The organism is Actinoplanes octamycinicus, assembly GCF_014205225.1.
GTDB classification, from domain to species: domain Bacteria; phylum Actinomycetota; class Actinomycetes; order Mycobacteriales; family Micromonosporaceae; genus Actinoplanes; species Actinoplanes octamycinicus.
The window spans coordinates 8822044-8837270 of sequence record NZ_JACHNB010000001.1 but is presented as its reverse complement, the minus strand read 5'-3'; the positions used below and the strand labels follow the sequence as shown (position 1 = coordinate 8837270).

The 15227-nt window shown below is 71.2% G+C and carries 13 protein-coding genes; 4 read left to right on the top strand and 9 right to left on the bottom strand.

The annotated features are described in order from the left end of the window. Positions 1-3: 3 nt before the first annotated feature. From BJY16_RS40015 to BJY16_RS40005, 3 genes are read right to left on the bottom strand one after another with little or no spacing between them, the layout of a single operon-like run. Entirely contained in the window at positions 4-567 is a 564-nt protein-coding gene (locus tag BJY16_RS40015) for a DJ-1/PfpI family protein (RefSeq protein ID WP_185044729.1), read from the bottom strand. A 51-nt stretch (positions 568-618) separates the two neighbouring features. Next, on the bottom strand, positions 619-894 hold the full coding sequence (locus tag BJY16_RS40010; RefSeq protein WP_185044728.1) for a hypothetical protein: 276 nt from the start codon (positions 892-894) through the stop codon (positions 619-621). Between the two features lie 4 nt (positions 895-898). Continuing rightward, positions 899-1147, bottom strand: a complete 249-nt coding sequence (locus tag BJY16_RS40005; RefSeq protein ID WP_185044727.1) for a PspC domain-containing protein — start codon at positions 1145-1147, stop codon at positions 899-901. A 290-nt stretch (positions 1148-1437) separates the two neighbouring features. On the opposite strand from BJY16_RS40005, the gene BJY16_RS40000 reads away from it, so the two are divergent. Next, positions 1438-3177, top strand: a complete 1740-nt coding sequence (locus tag BJY16_RS40000; RefSeq protein ID WP_239178052.1) for a serine/threonine protein kinase — start codon at positions 1438-1440, stop codon at positions 3175-3177. 66 nt (positions 3178-3243) lie between these two features. On the opposite strand, the gene BJY16_RS39995 is transcribed toward BJY16_RS40000, so the two are convergent. Next, complete coding sequence (locus BJY16_RS39995) at positions 3244-5661, bottom strand: Tex family protein (protein ID WP_185044725.1); 2418 nt, start codon at positions 5659-5661, stop codon at positions 3244-3246. A gap of 258 nt (positions 5662-5919) precedes the next feature. On the opposite strand from BJY16_RS39995, the gene BJY16_RS39990 reads away from it, so the two are divergent. Then, positions 5920-6639 carry a PP2C family protein-serine/threonine phosphatase gene (locus BJY16_RS39990; protein ID WP_185044724.1) on the top strand — a complete coding sequence of 240 codons (720 nt, stop codon included), beginning with the start codon at positions 5920-5922 and terminating at the stop codon, positions 6637-6639. Between the two features lie 555 nt (positions 6640-7194). Here BJY16_RS39990 and BJY16_RS39985 read toward each other — a convergent pair. Then, positions 7195-7569: an MmcQ/YjbR family DNA-binding protein gene (locus BJY16_RS39985; protein WP_203759411.1), complete on the bottom strand. Its 375-nt coding sequence runs from the start codon at positions 7567-7569 to the stop codon at positions 7195-7197. A 41-nt stretch (positions 7570-7610) separates the two neighbouring features. Here BJY16_RS39985 and BJY16_RS39980 point away from each other — a divergent pair, with 41 nt between their 5' ends. Both BJY16_RS39980 and BJY16_RS39975 read left to right on the top strand, forming a co-directional pair. Beyond that, complete coding sequence (locus BJY16_RS39980; protein WP_185044722.1) at positions 7611-8156, top strand: GNAT family N-acetyltransferase; 546 nt, start codon at positions 7611-7613, stop codon at positions 8154-8156. A gap of 79 nt (positions 8157-8235) precedes the next feature. Beyond that, positions 8236-8784, top strand: coding sequence for a DUF4240 domain-containing protein (locus BJY16_RS39975; protein WP_185044721.1), 549 nt, complete (start codon positions 8236-8238; stop codon positions 8782-8784). Here BJY16_RS39975 and BJY16_RS39970 read toward each other — a convergent pair. The 4 genes from BJY16_RS39970 to treS are packed head-to-tail and all read right to left on the bottom strand — an operon-like array spanning position 8765 to position 15220. Next, the gene (locus BJY16_RS39970) at positions 8765-9928 is read right to left on the bottom strand and encodes a DUF2716 domain-containing protein (RefSeq protein WP_185044720.1); all 1164 of its coding nucleotides are present in this window, start codon (positions 9926-9928) and stop codon (positions 8765-8767) included. The genes BJY16_RS39975 and BJY16_RS39970 overlap by 20 nt on opposite strands. Positions 9929-9974: 46 nt before the next feature. Next, a complete protein-coding gene (gene glgB, locus BJY16_RS39965) occupies positions 9975-12125 on the bottom strand; it encodes a 1,4-alpha-glucan branching protein GlgB (protein ID WP_239178051.1) in 2151 nt (716 codons plus the stop codon). Between the two features lie 27 nt (positions 12126-12152). Then, on the bottom strand, positions 12153-13466 hold the full coding sequence (locus BJY16_RS39960) for a maltokinase N-terminal cap-like domain-containing protein (RefSeq protein ID WP_185044719.1): 1314 nt from the start codon (positions 13464-13466) through the stop codon (positions 12153-12155). Next, the gene (gene treS / locus BJY16_RS39955; protein WP_185044718.1) at positions 13463-15220 is read right to left on the bottom strand and encodes a maltose alpha-D-glucosyltransferase; all 1758 of its coding nucleotides are present in this window, start codon (positions 15218-15220) and stop codon (positions 13463-13465) included. The genes BJY16_RS39960 and treS overlap by 4 nt, the downstream gene beginning before the upstream one ends. Between the last annotated feature and the right edge of the window lie 7 nt (positions 15221-15227).

The following is a 15227-nucleotide window of genomic DNA, read 5'->3' as shown; positions in this document are numbered from 1 at the left end:
CGGTCAGCTGACCGGCGCCTTGGCGCGCAGGACGGTCAGGAACTCCCGCATCCAGGACGGGTGGTCCGGCCAGGCACGGCCGGTGACCACCACGCCGTCGACGTGGGCGGCGCTGTCGATCCAGGTGCCGCCGCCGGCCCGGACGTCCGGCGCGCAGGCCGGGTACGCACTGCTGGTACGCCCGTCCAGCACCCCGGCCGCGGCCAGCACCAGCGGGCCGTGGCAGAGCGCGGCGACCGGCTTGTCCGCCTCGAAGAAGTGCCGGACGATCCGCAGGCAGTCCAGGTCGTTGCGGATGTACTCGGGGGCGCGTCCGCCGGGCAGCACCAGCGCGGCGTAGCCCGACGGGTCCACCTCGGCGAAGCTCAGATCGGCCGGCCAGGTGTGGCCCGGCTTCTCGGTGTAGGTGTCGAAGCCGTCCACGAAGTCGTGCACCACGAACTGCAGCTTCTTGGCGGTCGGGGCGGCGATGTCGACCTGGTAGCCCTCCTCCAGCAGCCGCTGGTAGGGATACATCACCTCCAGGTCCTCGGCCGCGTCACCGGTCAGGAGCAGGATCTTGGCCATCGTCGCCTCCGCACGCCGTCGTGAGCACCACTGCCCATCGTGGCCGTGCGGTCACGCGTGGTCAACCTCGACCAGGTGCGCCTTGCCCGCGCCGTCCCGCTCCACCCGCACCCGGGTGACCAGGCCGGGGCCGAGCCGGACCGGCAGCGGCGTCCCGTGCCGCTGGGCCTGCACCGAGTGCGACCCGGGGGCGAGCGCCAGGGTGAGCCGCTTGCCGGCCTTGACCTCGCCCTTGGCCACCCCGTCCACCAGGATCGGGACGGCCCGGGCGAAGGCCAGCAGGGACCGGGGCGGTCCCTCGACGATGAGCGTGCCGACGATGGTCATGCGATCACCAGGTGGCCGGCGGGACGGTCGGCTCGTAGGAGGTCTGCTCGGACGGCATCACGATCCAGAGCACCGGGTAGATCAGGATCTGGCTGCCTGGGATCAGGAAGAGGATCAGGACGAACAGCAGGCGGGCGATCCACGGGTCGATCCCGAAGCGGCGGCCCAGGCCGGCACAGACGCCACCGAGCATGCGGCCGTCACGCGGGCGGACCAGACCCTGGCGGGCCATCGTGTCGTGCACGGCGTTCATGGCGGATCGCTCTCTTTCCTTGGTTGGCCTCCCCGGGTGGGGAAGTGATGCTTCAAGAGTGCTACCCGGGTACGACACTTTCCATCCGGCGATGCCCGGATCGGTCCCGGAGACCCGTCCTCAGGGTTGACCCCCGGTGTGTCGGTTCGGCGGCAACCGGGCCACCGGGTCTACTCCGGTCGCCGACACGCCCGATACAGTGCGAGCGAACACTGGGGGGCGCGAGAAACATGGTCGACAGCACGGTGCCGGGCGATCGGACGCAACAGTTGCGTCCGCACGATCCGCGCATGCTCGGCGACTACGAGTTGCTCGGGCGGCTCGGCGAGGGCGGCATGGGCACGGTCTATCTGGCCCGGCCGAGAAACGGCACGGCGCTGGTCGCCGTCAAAGTGGTCCGGCTCGATCTGGCCGACGACGACGAGTTCCGCCGCCGGTTCCGCAGCGAGGTGGAGCGGGCCCGGCAGGTGCCGCCGTTCTGCACCGCCGAGGTGCTCGACGCCGACCCCGAGCACGACCAGCCCTACCTGGTGGTGGAGTTCGTCGACGGGCCCACCCTGGCCGAGGTGGTCGAGCAGCGCGGCCCGCTGACCTCGGCGAACCTGCACAGTGTGGCGATCGGCGTGGCCACCGCGCTGACCGCGATCCACGGCGCCGGCGTGATCCACCGCGACCTCAAGCCGCGCAACGTGCTGCTCGCCCCGGGCAGCCCCAAGGTGATCGACTTCGGGATCGCCCGGGCGATGACCGCGACCAGCGGCAACACCCGGCCGGACCAGATGGTCGGCACGGTGGCCTACATGGCGCCGGAGCGGTTCGACACCGACGCCGGCACCCCGATCACCCCGGCCGCCGACGTGTTCGCCTGGGGCAGCGTGGTGACCTACGCCGGCACCGGCAAGACCCCGTTCTACGCCGACTCGCCGGCCGCCACCGCGGCCCGCATCCTGACCCAGCCGCCCCGCCTGCACGAGCTGGCCCGCCCGCTGCGCGGCCTGGTCGCGCACGCCCTGGAGAAGGACCCGGCCAACCGGCCCAGCGCCCGCGAGCTGCTCGACCTGCTGATCTCCGGGGATCGGCCGGCGGCCACCGCGGCCGCCCTGGCCGACCAGCCGGACCTGCGCGCCGCCGCGGCCGAGGCGCAGGCGGTGACCGGGTTCGCGATCCCGGCCAAGGCGATGGCCGGCGCCACCACCACGGCCCCCACCCTGAACATCCCGCCCGGCCTGGTCGGCTACGACGAGAACTCGATCGTCACGGTCCCGATCTCGTCCCCGCCGGCGGACACCGTGATCACCGGCGACCCGCCGCCCGCGCCGCGCCGCCGGTGGCTGCTGCCGCTGGTGCTGGTCCTGCTGACCGCGGTGCTGGTGGCCGGCGCGGCGATCGTCGCGGTGATGGTCCGCGACCGCGCCGACCGGTCCGGGCAGCCGTCCGGGGACCCCGGGGGGACGGTCGCCGATCCGGTGCTCGGCGAGCCGCGGATCTCCGACGCGCTGACCGGCCCGGGCTTCTGGTCGGCCAGCGACCAGCCCGGTGAGGGGCGGTGCGACTTCGCCGACGCGATGCTGGTGGCCCGCCGGGAGACCAACGGCCTCTACAAGTGCCGTGGCCCGGCCGACGAGCTGCCGGCCAACCTGACCATCGAGACCACGCTGCGGCTGGACACGCCGGACAGCTGCGCCGCGATCTGGTTCCGGTTCGACGACAGCCACGGCTATCAGGCCCGGATCTGCGAGCGGAACGTCTACATCGGGGTGCACAACCGGGACGGGAAAGGCGACGTCAGCACGATCCGGACCTTCGTCCTGAAGGAGCCGCTCGACCGGGGCACGGCGTACCGGTTCCGGCTGGGTGTCACCGCCGACACGGTCACCGTGAGCCGGGACGGCACCGACCTCGGCTCGGCCAGGCTGACCGAGGCGGGGTACGGCGCCGGCCGGATGTTCCTCGGTGTCTTCAACGAGCGGACGGCGCCGAAGACCGGCCCGTTCCAGGTCTCCTACAGCGACGTCCGGATCTGGGCCTGACGCCCGCGGCGAGCCCTTTCCGGTACGGGATGCGCCGCACCCCGTACCGGAAATCGCTCTGACCCGTCAGTCCTTGGTCAGCCCGGCGCGGCGCAGCGCGTCGGCCATCGCGCTGTTGCCGAAGCTGTTGCCGCCGCCGCCGCGCTGGCCGCCGCCCTGCCGCGGCTGACCGCCCCGCTGACCGCTCTGACCGCCCCGCTGACCACCCTGGCCGCCACGCTGGCCGCCCTGGCCACCACGCTGGCCGCCCTGACCACCCTGGCCACCACGCGGGCCACCCTGACCGCCGCGGTCCTCGCGCGGCTGCCGGCCCTTGTTCGGCTCGTCGGAGAGCCGCATGGTCAGCGAGATCCGCTTGCGGACCGGGTCGACCTCCAGGACGCGGACCTTGACCACGTCGCCGGACTTGACCACCTCGCGCGGGTCCTGGACGAACTTCTCGGACAGCGCCGACACGTGCACCAGCCCGTCCTGGTGCACGCCGATGTCGACGAACGCGCCGAACGCGGCCACGTTGGTGACCTGCCCCTCCAGCACCATGCCCGGCTTCAGGTCGGAGATCTTCTCGACGCCCTCGGCGAAGGTCGCGGTGGTGAACGCCGGGCGCGGGTCGCGGCCGGGTTTCTCCAGCTCCTTGAGGATGTCGGTGATGGTCGGCAGGCCGACCGTGTCGGTCACGAACTTCTCCGGCCGGATCGCCTTCAGGATCGGGCTGTTGCCGATCAGCGTCTTGACGTCGGCGCCCGCGTCGGCCGCGATGGTCCGGACCACCGGGTACGACTCCGGGTGCACGCTGGAGAAGTCCAGCGGGTCCTCACCGTCGCGGATCCGCAGGAAGCCGGCGCACTGCTCGAACGCCTTCGGGCCGAGCCGGGCCACCTTCTTGATCTCGTTGCGGTTCTTGAACGGGCCGTTCTGGTCGCGGTGCAGCACGATGTTCTCGGCCAGCCCGGCGGTGATCCCGGAGACCCGGGTGAGCAGCGGCGCCGAGGCGGTGTTGACGTCCACGCCGACGCCGTTCACGCAGTCCTCGACCACCGCGTCCAGCGAACGGGCCAGCTTCACCTCGGACAGGTCGTGCTGGTACTGGCCGACGCCGATCGACTTCGGGTCGATCTTGACGAGCTCGGCGAGCGGGTCCTGCAGGCGGCGGGCGATGGAGACCGCGCCGCGCAGCGAGACGTCCAGGCCGGGCAGCTCCTGCGAGGCGTACGCCGAGGCGGAGTAGACCGACGCGCCCGCCTCGGAGACCACCACCTTGGTCAGCTTCGCCTCCGGGTGCTTCTTGATCAGCTCGGTGGCGAGCTTGTCGGTCTCCCGGGACGCGGTGCCGTTGCCGATCGCGATCAGCTCGACGTTGTGCTTGCTGGCCAGCGCGGCGAGCCGGTGGATCGACTCGTCCCACTTGTTCTGCGGCACGTGCGGGTAGATCGTGTCGGTGGCGACCACCTTGCCGGTCGCGTCGACCACGGCCACCTTGACGCCGGTCCGGAAACCCGGGTCCAGGCCCATCGTGGCGCGGGTGCCGGCCGGGGCGGCCAGCAGCAGGTCCCGCAGGTTCGCCGCGAAGACCCGGACGGCCTCGTCCTCGGCCGCCTCGCGCAGCCGGACCCGCAGATCGGCCCCGAGGTGGATGAGGATCCGGGTCCGCCACGCCCAGCGCACCGTGTCGATCAGCCACTTGTCGCCCGGCCGGCCGTGGTCGGCGATCCCGTTGCGCCCGGCGATCCGGCCCTCGAAGTAGCCCTCGTCCTCCTCCGGGTGCGGCTCCATGGTGAGGTCGAGGACCTCCTCCTTCTCGCCGCGGAGCATGGCCAGGATCCGGTGCGAGGGCAGTTTCGAGTACGGCTCGGCGAAGTCGAAGTAGTCGGAGAACTTCGCCCCGTCGGTCTGCTTGCCGTCCCGCACCTTGGCGACCAGCCGGCCCCGGGTCCACATCTGCTCGCGCAGGTCACCGATCAGGTCGGCGTCCTCGGCGAACCGCTCGATCAGGATGGCCCGGGCGCCGTCCAGCGCGGCCTGCGGGTCGGCGACGCCCTTCTCGGCGTCGACGAAGGCCGCGGCCGCTGCCTTCGGGTCGACGGACGGATCGTTGAGCAGGCCGTCGGCCAGCGGCTCCAGGCCGGCCTCCCGGGCGATCTGCGCCTTCGTCCGCCGCTTCGGCTTGAACGGGAGGTAGATGTCCTCCAGCCGGGCCTTCGTGTCGGCCTCGAGGATCTGCTGCTCCAGCGCCTCGTCCAGCTTGCCCTGGGAGCGGATCGACTCCAGCACCGCCGTGCGCCGGTCCTCCAGCTCCCGCAGGTAGCCCAGGCGCTCCTCCAGGGTGCGCAGCTGCGCGTCGTCGAGGGTGCCGGTCACCTCCTTGCGGTAGCGGGCGATGAACGGCACGGTCGCGCCGCCGTCGAGCAGCTCGACGGCCGCCGACACCTGGCCTTCCCGTACCCCCAACTCGGAGGCAATGCGTTGATGGATCGCTGTCGTCACGCCGACGATTGTTACCGAGGCCACCGGCGCTTGTCGCGTCGCCCCGCAGGGATACGCCGTCATGATCACCAGCGGTACCACCGCCAGGTGTCACCTGGCTGGCCGAATCCGGCCAGTAACCGCCTCGCCCGGCCACCGCCTGCGGTACGCCCGCGACAGCCGTGCTGAGCTGCGAAAAGGTCGGACCGGTCGGGCGCCACGAAAGGTAGGTATGGGGGTACTAGAGACAACCCAACTGGCCTTTGGCACTCTTGCTACATGACGCTTGCTGTCCGGGCGGTCGCCGCCACTGATCAGGGCCTGGTCCGGTCCAACAACGAGGACGCGGTTTTCGTCGGCAATCGCCTCTTCGTGGTCGCGGATGGCATGGGCGGGTTGCCCGCCGGAGAGCTCGCGAGCGACATTCTGGTGCAGACGCTCGGCGAGGTGGACCACAAACCCGACACGGGGGAGCCGCTGCAGGATCTGATCGAGGCGCTGCAGCTGGCGAACAAGCAGATCGAGAAGGCCGTCGCCGACGACGACGCCCGCGACGGCATGGGCACCACGGTGACCGCGCTGCTGCTCTCCGGCGACCGGCTGGCCGCGCTCAACGTCGGCGACTCCCGCTGCTACCTGCTCCGCGACGGCGAGTTCCAGCAGCTCACCCGGGATGACACCTACGTCCAGGCGCTGGTCGACCAGGGTGTGCTGACCCCGGACGACGCCCGCCGGCACCCGCAGCGGGCGCTGGTCACCCAGGCGGTGCAGGGCGGCCCGTTCCGCCCGGCCGGCCGGATGATCCCGGCCCGCGTCGGCGACCGTTACCTGCTCTGCAGCGACGGCCTGTCCGATTACGTGGAGGACGCGGTGATCGCCCAGACCCTGCGCGACAACCCGGATCGCCGGACGTGTGCCGCCGAGCTGGTCAATCGGACGCTGGAGAACGGCGCCCCGGACAACGTCACGGTCATCATCGCCGACGTGATCGAGATCTAGCCCCTTTCTCGGCACGACGAGTCTTCTCGGCACGACGAGTCTTCTCGGCACGACGAGTCTTCTCGGCACGACGAGTCTTCTCGGCACGACGAGTCTTCTCGGCACGACGAGTCTTCTCGGCACGACGAGTCTTCTCGGCACGACGAGCCTTTTCGGCACGACGGGTCGCGAGGCTCGTCGTACCGGGAAGCGCTGTCGGCCCCGGCCTCACCTCGCGCCGGACCGCGACGGTCCGCCTCAACCTCACCGATCACCGCCCGCCGTTGCCTTTCCGCCCGGCGGGCGACAACCATCCTCGCTGCCGCGATGCCTCCCGCGCCTTCCGGATCTTTTCCGGTACGACTGGCAGCCCCGTGGCAGCCGGCACGCGATGTCCCGGCCCGCTCACGACCGCTGCGCGTGTCGTGCGGGTCCGCCGGCGGCCAACACCCCCTCTCGCGCTGCCCATCGCACGGCCCGCGCTGCCCATCGCACGGCCCGCGCTGCCCAGCGGCGGGCGGCTCAGCGCACCGTCGGCCCGCGCCGCCTGACGCTCGGCCCACCGGAGTCATCGGATCAGCCGGGCGCCTCCCCGTCGCCGGAGTCGAGGCGGGCGACCAGCGTCTTCGGCGCGATCACGCGGTAGGCGTCGGTGCACAGCTCGGCGACCTCCGACCAGTCCGGATCCCGGTCGAGGCGGACGCCGAGCCAGCCGCGGTGGCCCACATAGGGTGGTCGGAAGAACCGGGCCGGGTCCTCGGCGACCAGCTCCTCCTGCGCGCCCGGTGGCGCGGCGCACCAGAGATGGGGGAACTGGTTGTCGTGGTGACCCTCCGGCCACAGCATGACGAACTGTCTCCGGCCCCGCACGAAGAAGCCCGGCGCCCCATGACTGAGCCGCTCCTCGACCTCCGGCAGGGCCAGACAGACCTCGCGCACCCGCTCGCTCATATCCGGGATTGTGCTCCGGGCGTCTGACATATTCTCGTCGGATGCTGATGGCGACGGAGCGGTTGATCCTGCGGAGGTTCCGGGCGACGGACGCGGCGACGCTGGCGGAGTACCGGTCGGATCCGGAGGTCGCGCGCTATCAGTCGTGGGACGCGCCGTTCCCGCTGGACAAGGCGGAGACCGCGGTGCGCAACTTCGCGGCCAGCTCACCCGACCAGCCGGGCTGGTTCCAGTACGCGATCGAGCACACCGCCGACCGCGTCCTGATCGGAGACGTGGCGGTGCGGCTGCACGACAATCTGCGGCAGGCCGAGATCGGGTTCACGCTCGCTCCGGCGTACCAGAAGATGGGTCTGGCGACCGAGGCCGTGAGCGCCGTGCTGGACCGCTTGTTCCGCCTGCAGGGGCTGCACCGCGTGATGGGCGAGTGCGACGCGCGCAACGCCCCGTCGGCGGCGCTGATGGAGCGGCTCGGCTTCACCCGGGAGGGCCTGCTGCGGCAGCAGACCTTCATCAAGGGCGAGTGGACCGACGACCTCCTCTTCGGCATCCTCGCCCCGGAGTGGCTGGCCCGCGACCCGGGCTGACCGGCGATTCTCCCGCGAGTTTCCGCGGTCGGGCGGCGGGGGCGGGAAAGTGTCGTACCCCGGTGGTGGGATCTGCGGCGTGGACATCGACGGATTCTGGCGGCTGGTCGAGCGCAGCGGCCGTGCCCGGGACACCCTCGCCGGGCGGGAGGACTGGCTGGTCAGCGTGCTGAGCAGGCTCGACCGCACGCACATCGAGGACTTCGAGATGCGCCTGCAGGAGTGCCGCGACCGGATCGACAACGCCGCGGTGTGGGGCGCCGCCGACGTGCTCCTGGACGGCTGCTCGACCGACGGCTTCTGGTATTTCCAGTGTTGGCTGATCGGTCAGGGCCGCGAGGCGTTCGAGCGGGTGGCCGCCGATCCGGACGCGCTGGCCACGCTGCCCTCGGTGCACCGCCTGACCAGGCCGAGGCGCGACTGGGCCGACGAGGAGTGGCCGTGGTGGGAGGCGCTCGCCTACGTCGCGCGGGCGGCCTATCCGGGCGACGACGAGGTGTTCGACGAGGCGCTCGAGAGACGGGGCTTCTGGATCCGGTGCGACCCGCGGACGCCGGACTGGAGCCGGCCACGCAGCTACCCACGGCTGGCCGGGTTGTTCGGGCGGGTCAGCGGTGGTCCCGGATGATCGGGAGCCAGCCGGTCAGGAGCGGGACCAGGGTGGTCATCAGCGGCTCGCCGAAAACGCAGAGGGTCTGTTCCCACGGGTGGCCGAAGGTGCCGGCGGTGAGGTCCTCGGTGAGGAAGATGTAGTAGTCGCCGTCCGGGAAGACGCTCAGCGGCCACGGGTCGCCTCGGCGCACCTGCAGGTCGGGCCGGAACCAGTAGCTCTGGTGCTGCCAGTCGAGGACGGCCAGCCGGCCGCCGTCCGGGACCGCCTCGGCGAAGGCGAGCAGGGCCATCGCGTTGAGCGCGTCGATCCGCGCACTCAGCGCCGCAGCGGCCGGGACCGGGACAGCGGCCGCGACAGCGGTCGGGGCCGGGAGAGCGGTCGGGGGCGAGGCCGCGGTCGGGGCCGTGGCGGCGGCTGGGGGCGGGACAGCGGCCGGCACCGTGGCGGCGGTTCGGGCGGTGGTGGCGGCTGGGGGCGGGACAGGGGTCGGGACGGCGGCCGGGGGCGGCCCCGGCTGCTGCGACCAGGCCGGCGCGGCGATGATCGAGGACAGGTCGAAGGTGACCGAGGGGTCCGGCTCGGTGCTGCCGGGCCATCGGCGAGGGCTCGTGCTGAGGCGCACCCCGAACCGGGTGTCGAGCCGGTCCCAGATCGCTCGGTCCTCAGCGTCGAGCATCGGGGTCCAGGCCGGTTCGTAGACGGCCGGGGGAGTGTCGTGCCGGAACTGCTCCTGGATCGCGCGGAGGACGGTGATGGCGTCGCGGTCCGGGAATCCGGTGGTGTGTGGCCACCGGGCGGCGTGGCCGAGGGTGCTGCTCGCGAAGGCCAGCTCCGTGGCGAGCAGGGCGCGCTCCAGGTCTGCCCGGCTCAGGGCGGCGTCGGCGTCGAGCGCGTCGGCGACCCGCCGGCACCAGGCCGGGAGCTCGTCGAGGGACAGTGGCGGGACCGCCGCGGGTCCGAGGGATGGTGCCGGGCCCGCCGTGGATCCGAGGGACAGTGCCGGGCCCGGCGCGGACCCGGGAGACAGCGCCGGGGGCGTCGGGGCTCCGGGAGACGGCGCCGGGGCGGCGACGAGGTGGGCGCCGGGGTGAGTGGGCGTGGCGGCCCATTCGCGTACGCCGAAGGACAGCAAGCGGCGCTGGACCGGGGACAATCGCACCCGATCAATGATGGGGGACGGGCGGCAGCCCGTCCCCCGCGAGGGCTCAGCTCTCCAGTTTGAGCCAGAGGGCGCCGAGCGGCGGCACCCGGAGCGCGGCCGAGTGGTCGAAGCCGTGCCAGGGCAGGTCCTCGGCCTGGACAGCGCCCATGTTGCCGACGCCGGACCCGCCGTAGAGTTCGCTGTCGGTGTTGACGACCTCCAACCAGCGGCCCGGTTTGGGCAGGCCGATCCGGTAGTTCTCGTGCGGGACCGCGGCGAAGTTGACGATGCACGCGAGGGTGTCGCCGTTCGGCGCGAAGCGGACGAACGAGAACGTGTTGTGCTGCGAGTCGTCACTGGTGATCCAGCGGAAGCCGGACGCGTTGGTGTCCTGCGTCCAGATCGCCGGGGTCTCCTTGTAGACCCGGTTCAGGTCGGTGACCAGGCTCTTGATCCCGCCGAACTGCGGGTCGTCGAGCAGCGCCCAGTCCAGCCCGCGTTCCTCGCTCCACTCCCGCAGGTCGCCCATCTCGGCGCCCATGAAGAGCAGCTGCTTGCCGGTGAAGGCCCACATGAAGCCGAGCAGCGCCCGGGTGTTGGCGAGTTTCTGCCACAGGTCGCCGGGCATCTTGCCGGTCAGCGAGCCCTTGCCGTGCACCACCTCGTCGTGGCTGATCGGCAGGACGTAGTTCTCGCTCCACGCGTAGACGGTCGCGAAGGTCATCTGGTGGTGGTGCCACTGCCGGTGGATCGGCTCCTTGACCATGTAGGCCAGGGTGTCGTTCATCCAGCCCATGTTCCATTTGAAGCCGAAGCCGAGCCCGCCGAGATGGGTGGGCCGGGTGACGCCGGGCCACGCGGTGGACTCCTCGGCGATGGTGACCACGCCGGGGTGGTTCTTGTAGACGGTCGCGTTCATCTCCTGCAGGAAGCTGATCGCGTCCAGGTTCTCCCGGCCGCCGTACTGGTTCGGCGTCCACTCGCCGTCCTTGCGGGAGTAGTCCAGGTAGAGCATCGACGCGACGGCGTCGACCCGGAGCCCGTCGGCGTGGAACTCCTCGCACCAGTAGAGCGCGTTGGCGACCAGGAAGTTGCGGACCTCCTTGCGCCCGAAGTCGAAGACGTAGGTGCCCCAGTCCGGGTGCTCGCCGCGCCGCCAGTCGCCGTGCTCGTAGAGCGGGGTGCCGTCGAATCGGGCCAGCGCCCACTCGTCCTTGGGGAAGTGGGCCGGCACCCAGTCCAGGATCACGCCGATCCCGGCCTGGTGCAGTTTGTCCACCAGATGCCGGAACTCGTCCGGGTTTCCGAAGCGAGACGTCGGCGCGAAGTACCCGGTGACCTGGTAACCCCAGGAGCCGCCGAACGGGTGCTCCATCACCGGCATCAGCTCGACGTGGGTGAAGCCCGTCTCGACGACGTAGTCGACGAGTTGCTCCGCCAGTTCGAGATAGTTCAGCCCCGGCCGCCACGAGCCCAGGTGCACCTCGTAGCAGCTGACCGGCTCCTGGTGCCAGGCCTTGCCGGCCCGCGAGCGCATCCACTGCTCGTCGTGCCACTGGTAGGAGGACTGGTAGACCACCGACGCGGTGGCCGGCGGCACCTCGGTGTGCTGGGCGAGCGGGTCGGCGTGCTCCCGCCAGACCCCGTCCCGCCCGAGGATCTTGAACTTGTACTTGGTGCCGACGTGCGCGGCCGGCACGTACAGCTCCCAGACGCCGCTGGAGCCGAGCGACCGCATCGGCCACCCGTCGTACGGTCCCCAGCCGGCGAAGTCGCCGATCACCTGGACACCGCGGGCGCTGGGCGCCCACACCGCGAAGGCCACGCCCGCGCCGCGCGGCTGCGCGCCGAGCACCTTCCAGAGCTTCTCGTGCCGGCCCTCGCCGATCAGGTGCAGGTCCAGCTCGCCCAGGGTGGGCAGATGACGGTACGGGTCGTCGCACGGCGTGCCGTCCACGTCCAGCCGGTAGTCGAGCACCGTCCCGGGCAGCTCGGCCGCGAAGATCCCGTCCGGGTGGACCTGCGTCATCTCGTAGCGTTCGCCCTCGTGCAGGACGGCCACCGCGGAAGCGCCCTTGCGCAGGGTCCGGATCACGGTGTGCCCGCCGCTGGGGTGGGCCCCCAGGACGGCGTGCGGGTCGTGGGTGTCGCCGGAGATCACGGCGTGCATGGCCCGCTGGTCGGCGGCGAGCCTGGAGGTGGTGTGCCCGATCATCTTCGCTTCCTCTGGAGAGAAAAGGGGTCAGCCGACCAGCCGCGCGATGGACCGCAGGGGGATCCGCAGCCATCCGGGACGGTGTCGGGCTTCGTAGGCGGCCTCGTAGACCGCCTTGTCGAGTTCGTACGCGGCCAGCAGCGCCTGCTGGGCCCGCGGGTCGGTCCCGGCGGCGTGCGCGTACCCGTCGCAGAACGCGGCCCGGTTGCGGTCCACCCACTCCCGGGCGCGGGCCGCCAGGTGCTCGTCGTCGTCCTGGTCCACCAGCAGCTGGTAGGCGGCGTACTCGTAGGAGCGCAGCACCCCGGCGACGTCGCGCAGCGGCGAGTCGGGCAGCCGCCGCTCGTCCAGCGGCTGGCCCGGCTCGCCCTCGAAGTCGATCAGCAGCCAGGCCTCCGGGGTCCGCAGCACCTGCCCGAGGTGCAGGTCGCCGTGCACCCGCTGGACGGTCACCTGCTCGCCGGTCAGCGACTCGAACCGCTCGGTGATCGCCGGCACGTACTGCTGCAGCTCGGGGACCGCGTTGGCGTTGGTGCGCAACCGGGCCAGCACCGCGTCGACCGGGAACGGCGACGGGCCGGCGCCCAGCTCCTCCGCGAGGGTCAGGTGCACCGACGCGACCGCCTCGCCGAGCCGGTACGACTCGCCCTGGAAGTCCCCGCCGGCCTCGTCGGCGTGGAACTCCGCGTCGGCGAACAGGTCCCGGGCCGACGCGGTCGCCATCGCCCAGCCCTCGGCCGAGTTCGCCGCGTACGCGGTGACCATCCCGAGCGAGCACTGTCCCGCGTCGTCGGCCGTCTCGAACGAGCCGAGCAGCCGCGCCACGTGCGGGTTCTCCGCCCGGCCGAGCACCCGGTTCAGCTCGATGTCCGGGTTGATCCCGCAGGTGACCCGGCGGAACACCTTGAGGATCGCGTCCTGCTCGAAGATCACGCTGGTGTTGCTCTGCTCCGCGTCGAACACCCGCGGCCAGGACTCCAGGGGCAGCTCGACCCCGGGTTCCTTCTCGAAGGTGAGGTCGCCCACCGGCTCCGAGCGGTCGACGAGGCGGAGCAGGTGGCGCGCCGCCTCGGTGGAGTAGAGGGCGTCGTACGCCGTCCGCCCCTGCTCGTCGACCCCGATGGTGGCCACCGCGGCGTACTCCGGCAGCAGCTCGGAGCCCCGGGCGACGATCACCTGGTAGCGCTCGGAGCTGCCGTCGGTGTACTCGACGTCGATCAGGACCAGCTCGAGGTCCTCGCCCAGCGGCGTGGCCGAGGCCTCCTTGATCGAGGCGAGCACCCGGCTGCGCCCCGCGTACCAGCGTTGTTTCGGTAACCACTCGGCATAAGGCAGCGTCATTGCTTCTCCTCAGACCCGCACAACTGGAACCAGTAGAAGCCGTGTCCCGGAAGGGTCAGAAGGTACGGCAGCTGACCGATCCGCGGGAAGTTCACGTGGCCGGTCAATTCCACCGGGGTGTACCCGTTCCAGTGCTGCAGGTTGAGTTCGATCGGCTGCGGGAAGCGTGACAGGTTGTTCACGCAGAGCACCACGTCGTCGCCGTACTCCCGCAGGTACGCCAGCACCGAGGGGTTGGAGCCGCCCAGCTCGCGGAACGTCCCGACGGCGAACGCCTCGTGCCGGCGGCGCACCGCCAGCATCGTCCGGGTCCAGTTCAGCAGGGACGTCGCACTGTCCCGCTGGGCTTCCACGTTGACCGCTTGATAGCCGTACACCGGATCCTGGTTGACCGGCAGGTAGAGCCGCCCGGGGGTGGCGGTGGAGAAGCCGGCGTTCCGGTCCGGTGTCCACTGCATCGGGGTCCGCACGCCGTCCCGGTCACCGAGCCAGATGTTGTCGCCCATCCCGATCTCGTCGCCGTAGTAGAGCACCGGCGAGCCGGGCAGCGACAGCAGCAGGGCGGTGAACAGCTCGATCTGGTTCCGGTCGTTCTCCAGCAGCGGGGCGAGCCGGCGGCGGATGCCGACGTTCGCCTTCATCCGCGGATCCTTGGCGTACTCGGTGTACATGTAGTCGCGCTCTTCGTCGGTGACCATCTCGAGCGTCAGCTCGTCGTGGTTGCGCAGGAAGATGCCCCACTGACAGTTCTCCGGGATGGCCGGCGTCTGGGCCAGGATCTCCGAGATCGGGAAGCGCGACTCGCGCCGGACCGCCATGAAGATGCGCGGCATCAGCGGGAAGTGGAACGCCATGTGGCACTCGTCGCCGCCGGACTTCGGGTCGCCGAAGTACTCCACCACGTCGGCCGGCCACTGGTTCGCCTCGGCCAGCAGCACCCGGCCGGGGAACTCGTCGTCGATCACCTTCCGGCAGTGCTTCAGGAACGCGTGGGTGGCCGGCAGGTTCTCGCAGTTGGTGCCCTCCTCCTCGAAGAGGTACGGCACCGCGTCCAGCCGGAACCCGTCGATGCCCAGGTCCAGCCAGAACCGGAGCACGTCCAGCATGGCCTCCTGCACCTTCGGGTTCTCGTAGTTGAGATCCGGCTGGTGGGAGAAGAACCGGTGCCAGTAGAACTGCCGCCGCACCGGGTCGAACGTCCAGTTCGACTCCTCGGTGTCGACGAAGATGATCCGCGCGTCCTGGTACTTCTCGCTGGTGTCGTTCCAGACGTAGAAGTCGCCGTACGGCCCGTCCGGGTCGTGCCGGGACGCCTGGAACCACGGGTGCGAGTCGGACGTGTGGTTCATGACCAGGTCGGTGATCACCCGGATGCCGCGCTTGTGGGCCGCGTCGAGCAGCGCCACGAAGTCCTCGACCGTGCCGAACTCGGGCAGCACCTTGTAGAAGTCGCGGATGTCGTAGCCGCCGTCGCGCAGCGGCGAGTCGTAGAACGGCGGCAGCCACAGGCAGTCCACGCCGAGCCACTGCAGATAGTCGAGCCGCTCGATCAGGCCGCGCAGGTCGCCGCCACCGTCCGAACCGGAGTCGTAGAACGCCCGGACCAGCACCTCGTAGAAGACCGCGCGCTGGAACCAGGTCCGGTCCGCCGGGAGCACCCGGGCATGGCCGAAGTCCGCCGAGTCCGGGTGCTCGACCACCCCGTCCTCGGTGTGACTTCCCTCTGCCGGATCCCGCTCACTCGTCAAGTCCATCAGGTGT

Bases quoted from the DNA above. Each gene is read 5' to 3' on its own strand.
- BJY16_RS39980 (WP_185044722.1), top strand. From the start codon at position 7,611: ATGCTGATGGCGACGGAGCGGTTGATCCTGCGGAGGTTCCGGGCGACG.
- treS (WP_185044718.1), bottom strand. From the start codon at position 15,220: ATGGACTTGACGAGTGAGCGGGATCCGGCAGAGGGAAGTCACACCGAG.
- BJY16_RS39990 (WP_185044724.1), top strand. From the start codon at position 5,920: ATGACGCTTGCTGTCCGGGCGGTCGCCGCCACTGATCAGGGCCTGGTC.
- glgB (WP_239178051.1), bottom strand. From the start codon at position 12,125: ATGATCGGGCACACCACCTCCAGGCTCGCCGCCGACCAGCGGGCCATG.
- BJY16_RS39960 (WP_185044719.1), bottom strand. From the start codon at position 13,466: ATGACGCTGCCTTATGCCGAGTGGTTACCGAAACAACGCTGGTACGCG.
- BJY16_RS40010 (WP_185044728.1), bottom strand. From the start codon at position 894: ATGACCATCGTCGGCACGCTCATCGTCGAGGGACCGCCCCGGTCCCTG.
- BJY16_RS40005 (WP_185044727.1), bottom strand. From the start codon at position 1,147: ATGAACGCCGTGCACGACACGATGGCCCGCCAGGGTCTGGTCCGCCCG.
- BJY16_RS40000 (WP_239178052.1), top strand. From the start codon at position 1,438: ATGCTCGGCGACTACGAGTTGCTCGGGCGGCTCGGCGAGGGCGGCATG.
- BJY16_RS40015 (WP_185044729.1), bottom strand. From the start codon at position 567: ATGGCCAAGATCCTGCTCCTGACCGGTGACGCGGCCGAGGACCTGGAG.
- BJY16_RS39985 (WP_203759411.1), bottom strand. From the start codon at position 7,569: ATGAGCGAGCGGGTGCGCGAGGTCTGTCTGGCCCTGCCGGAGGTCGAG.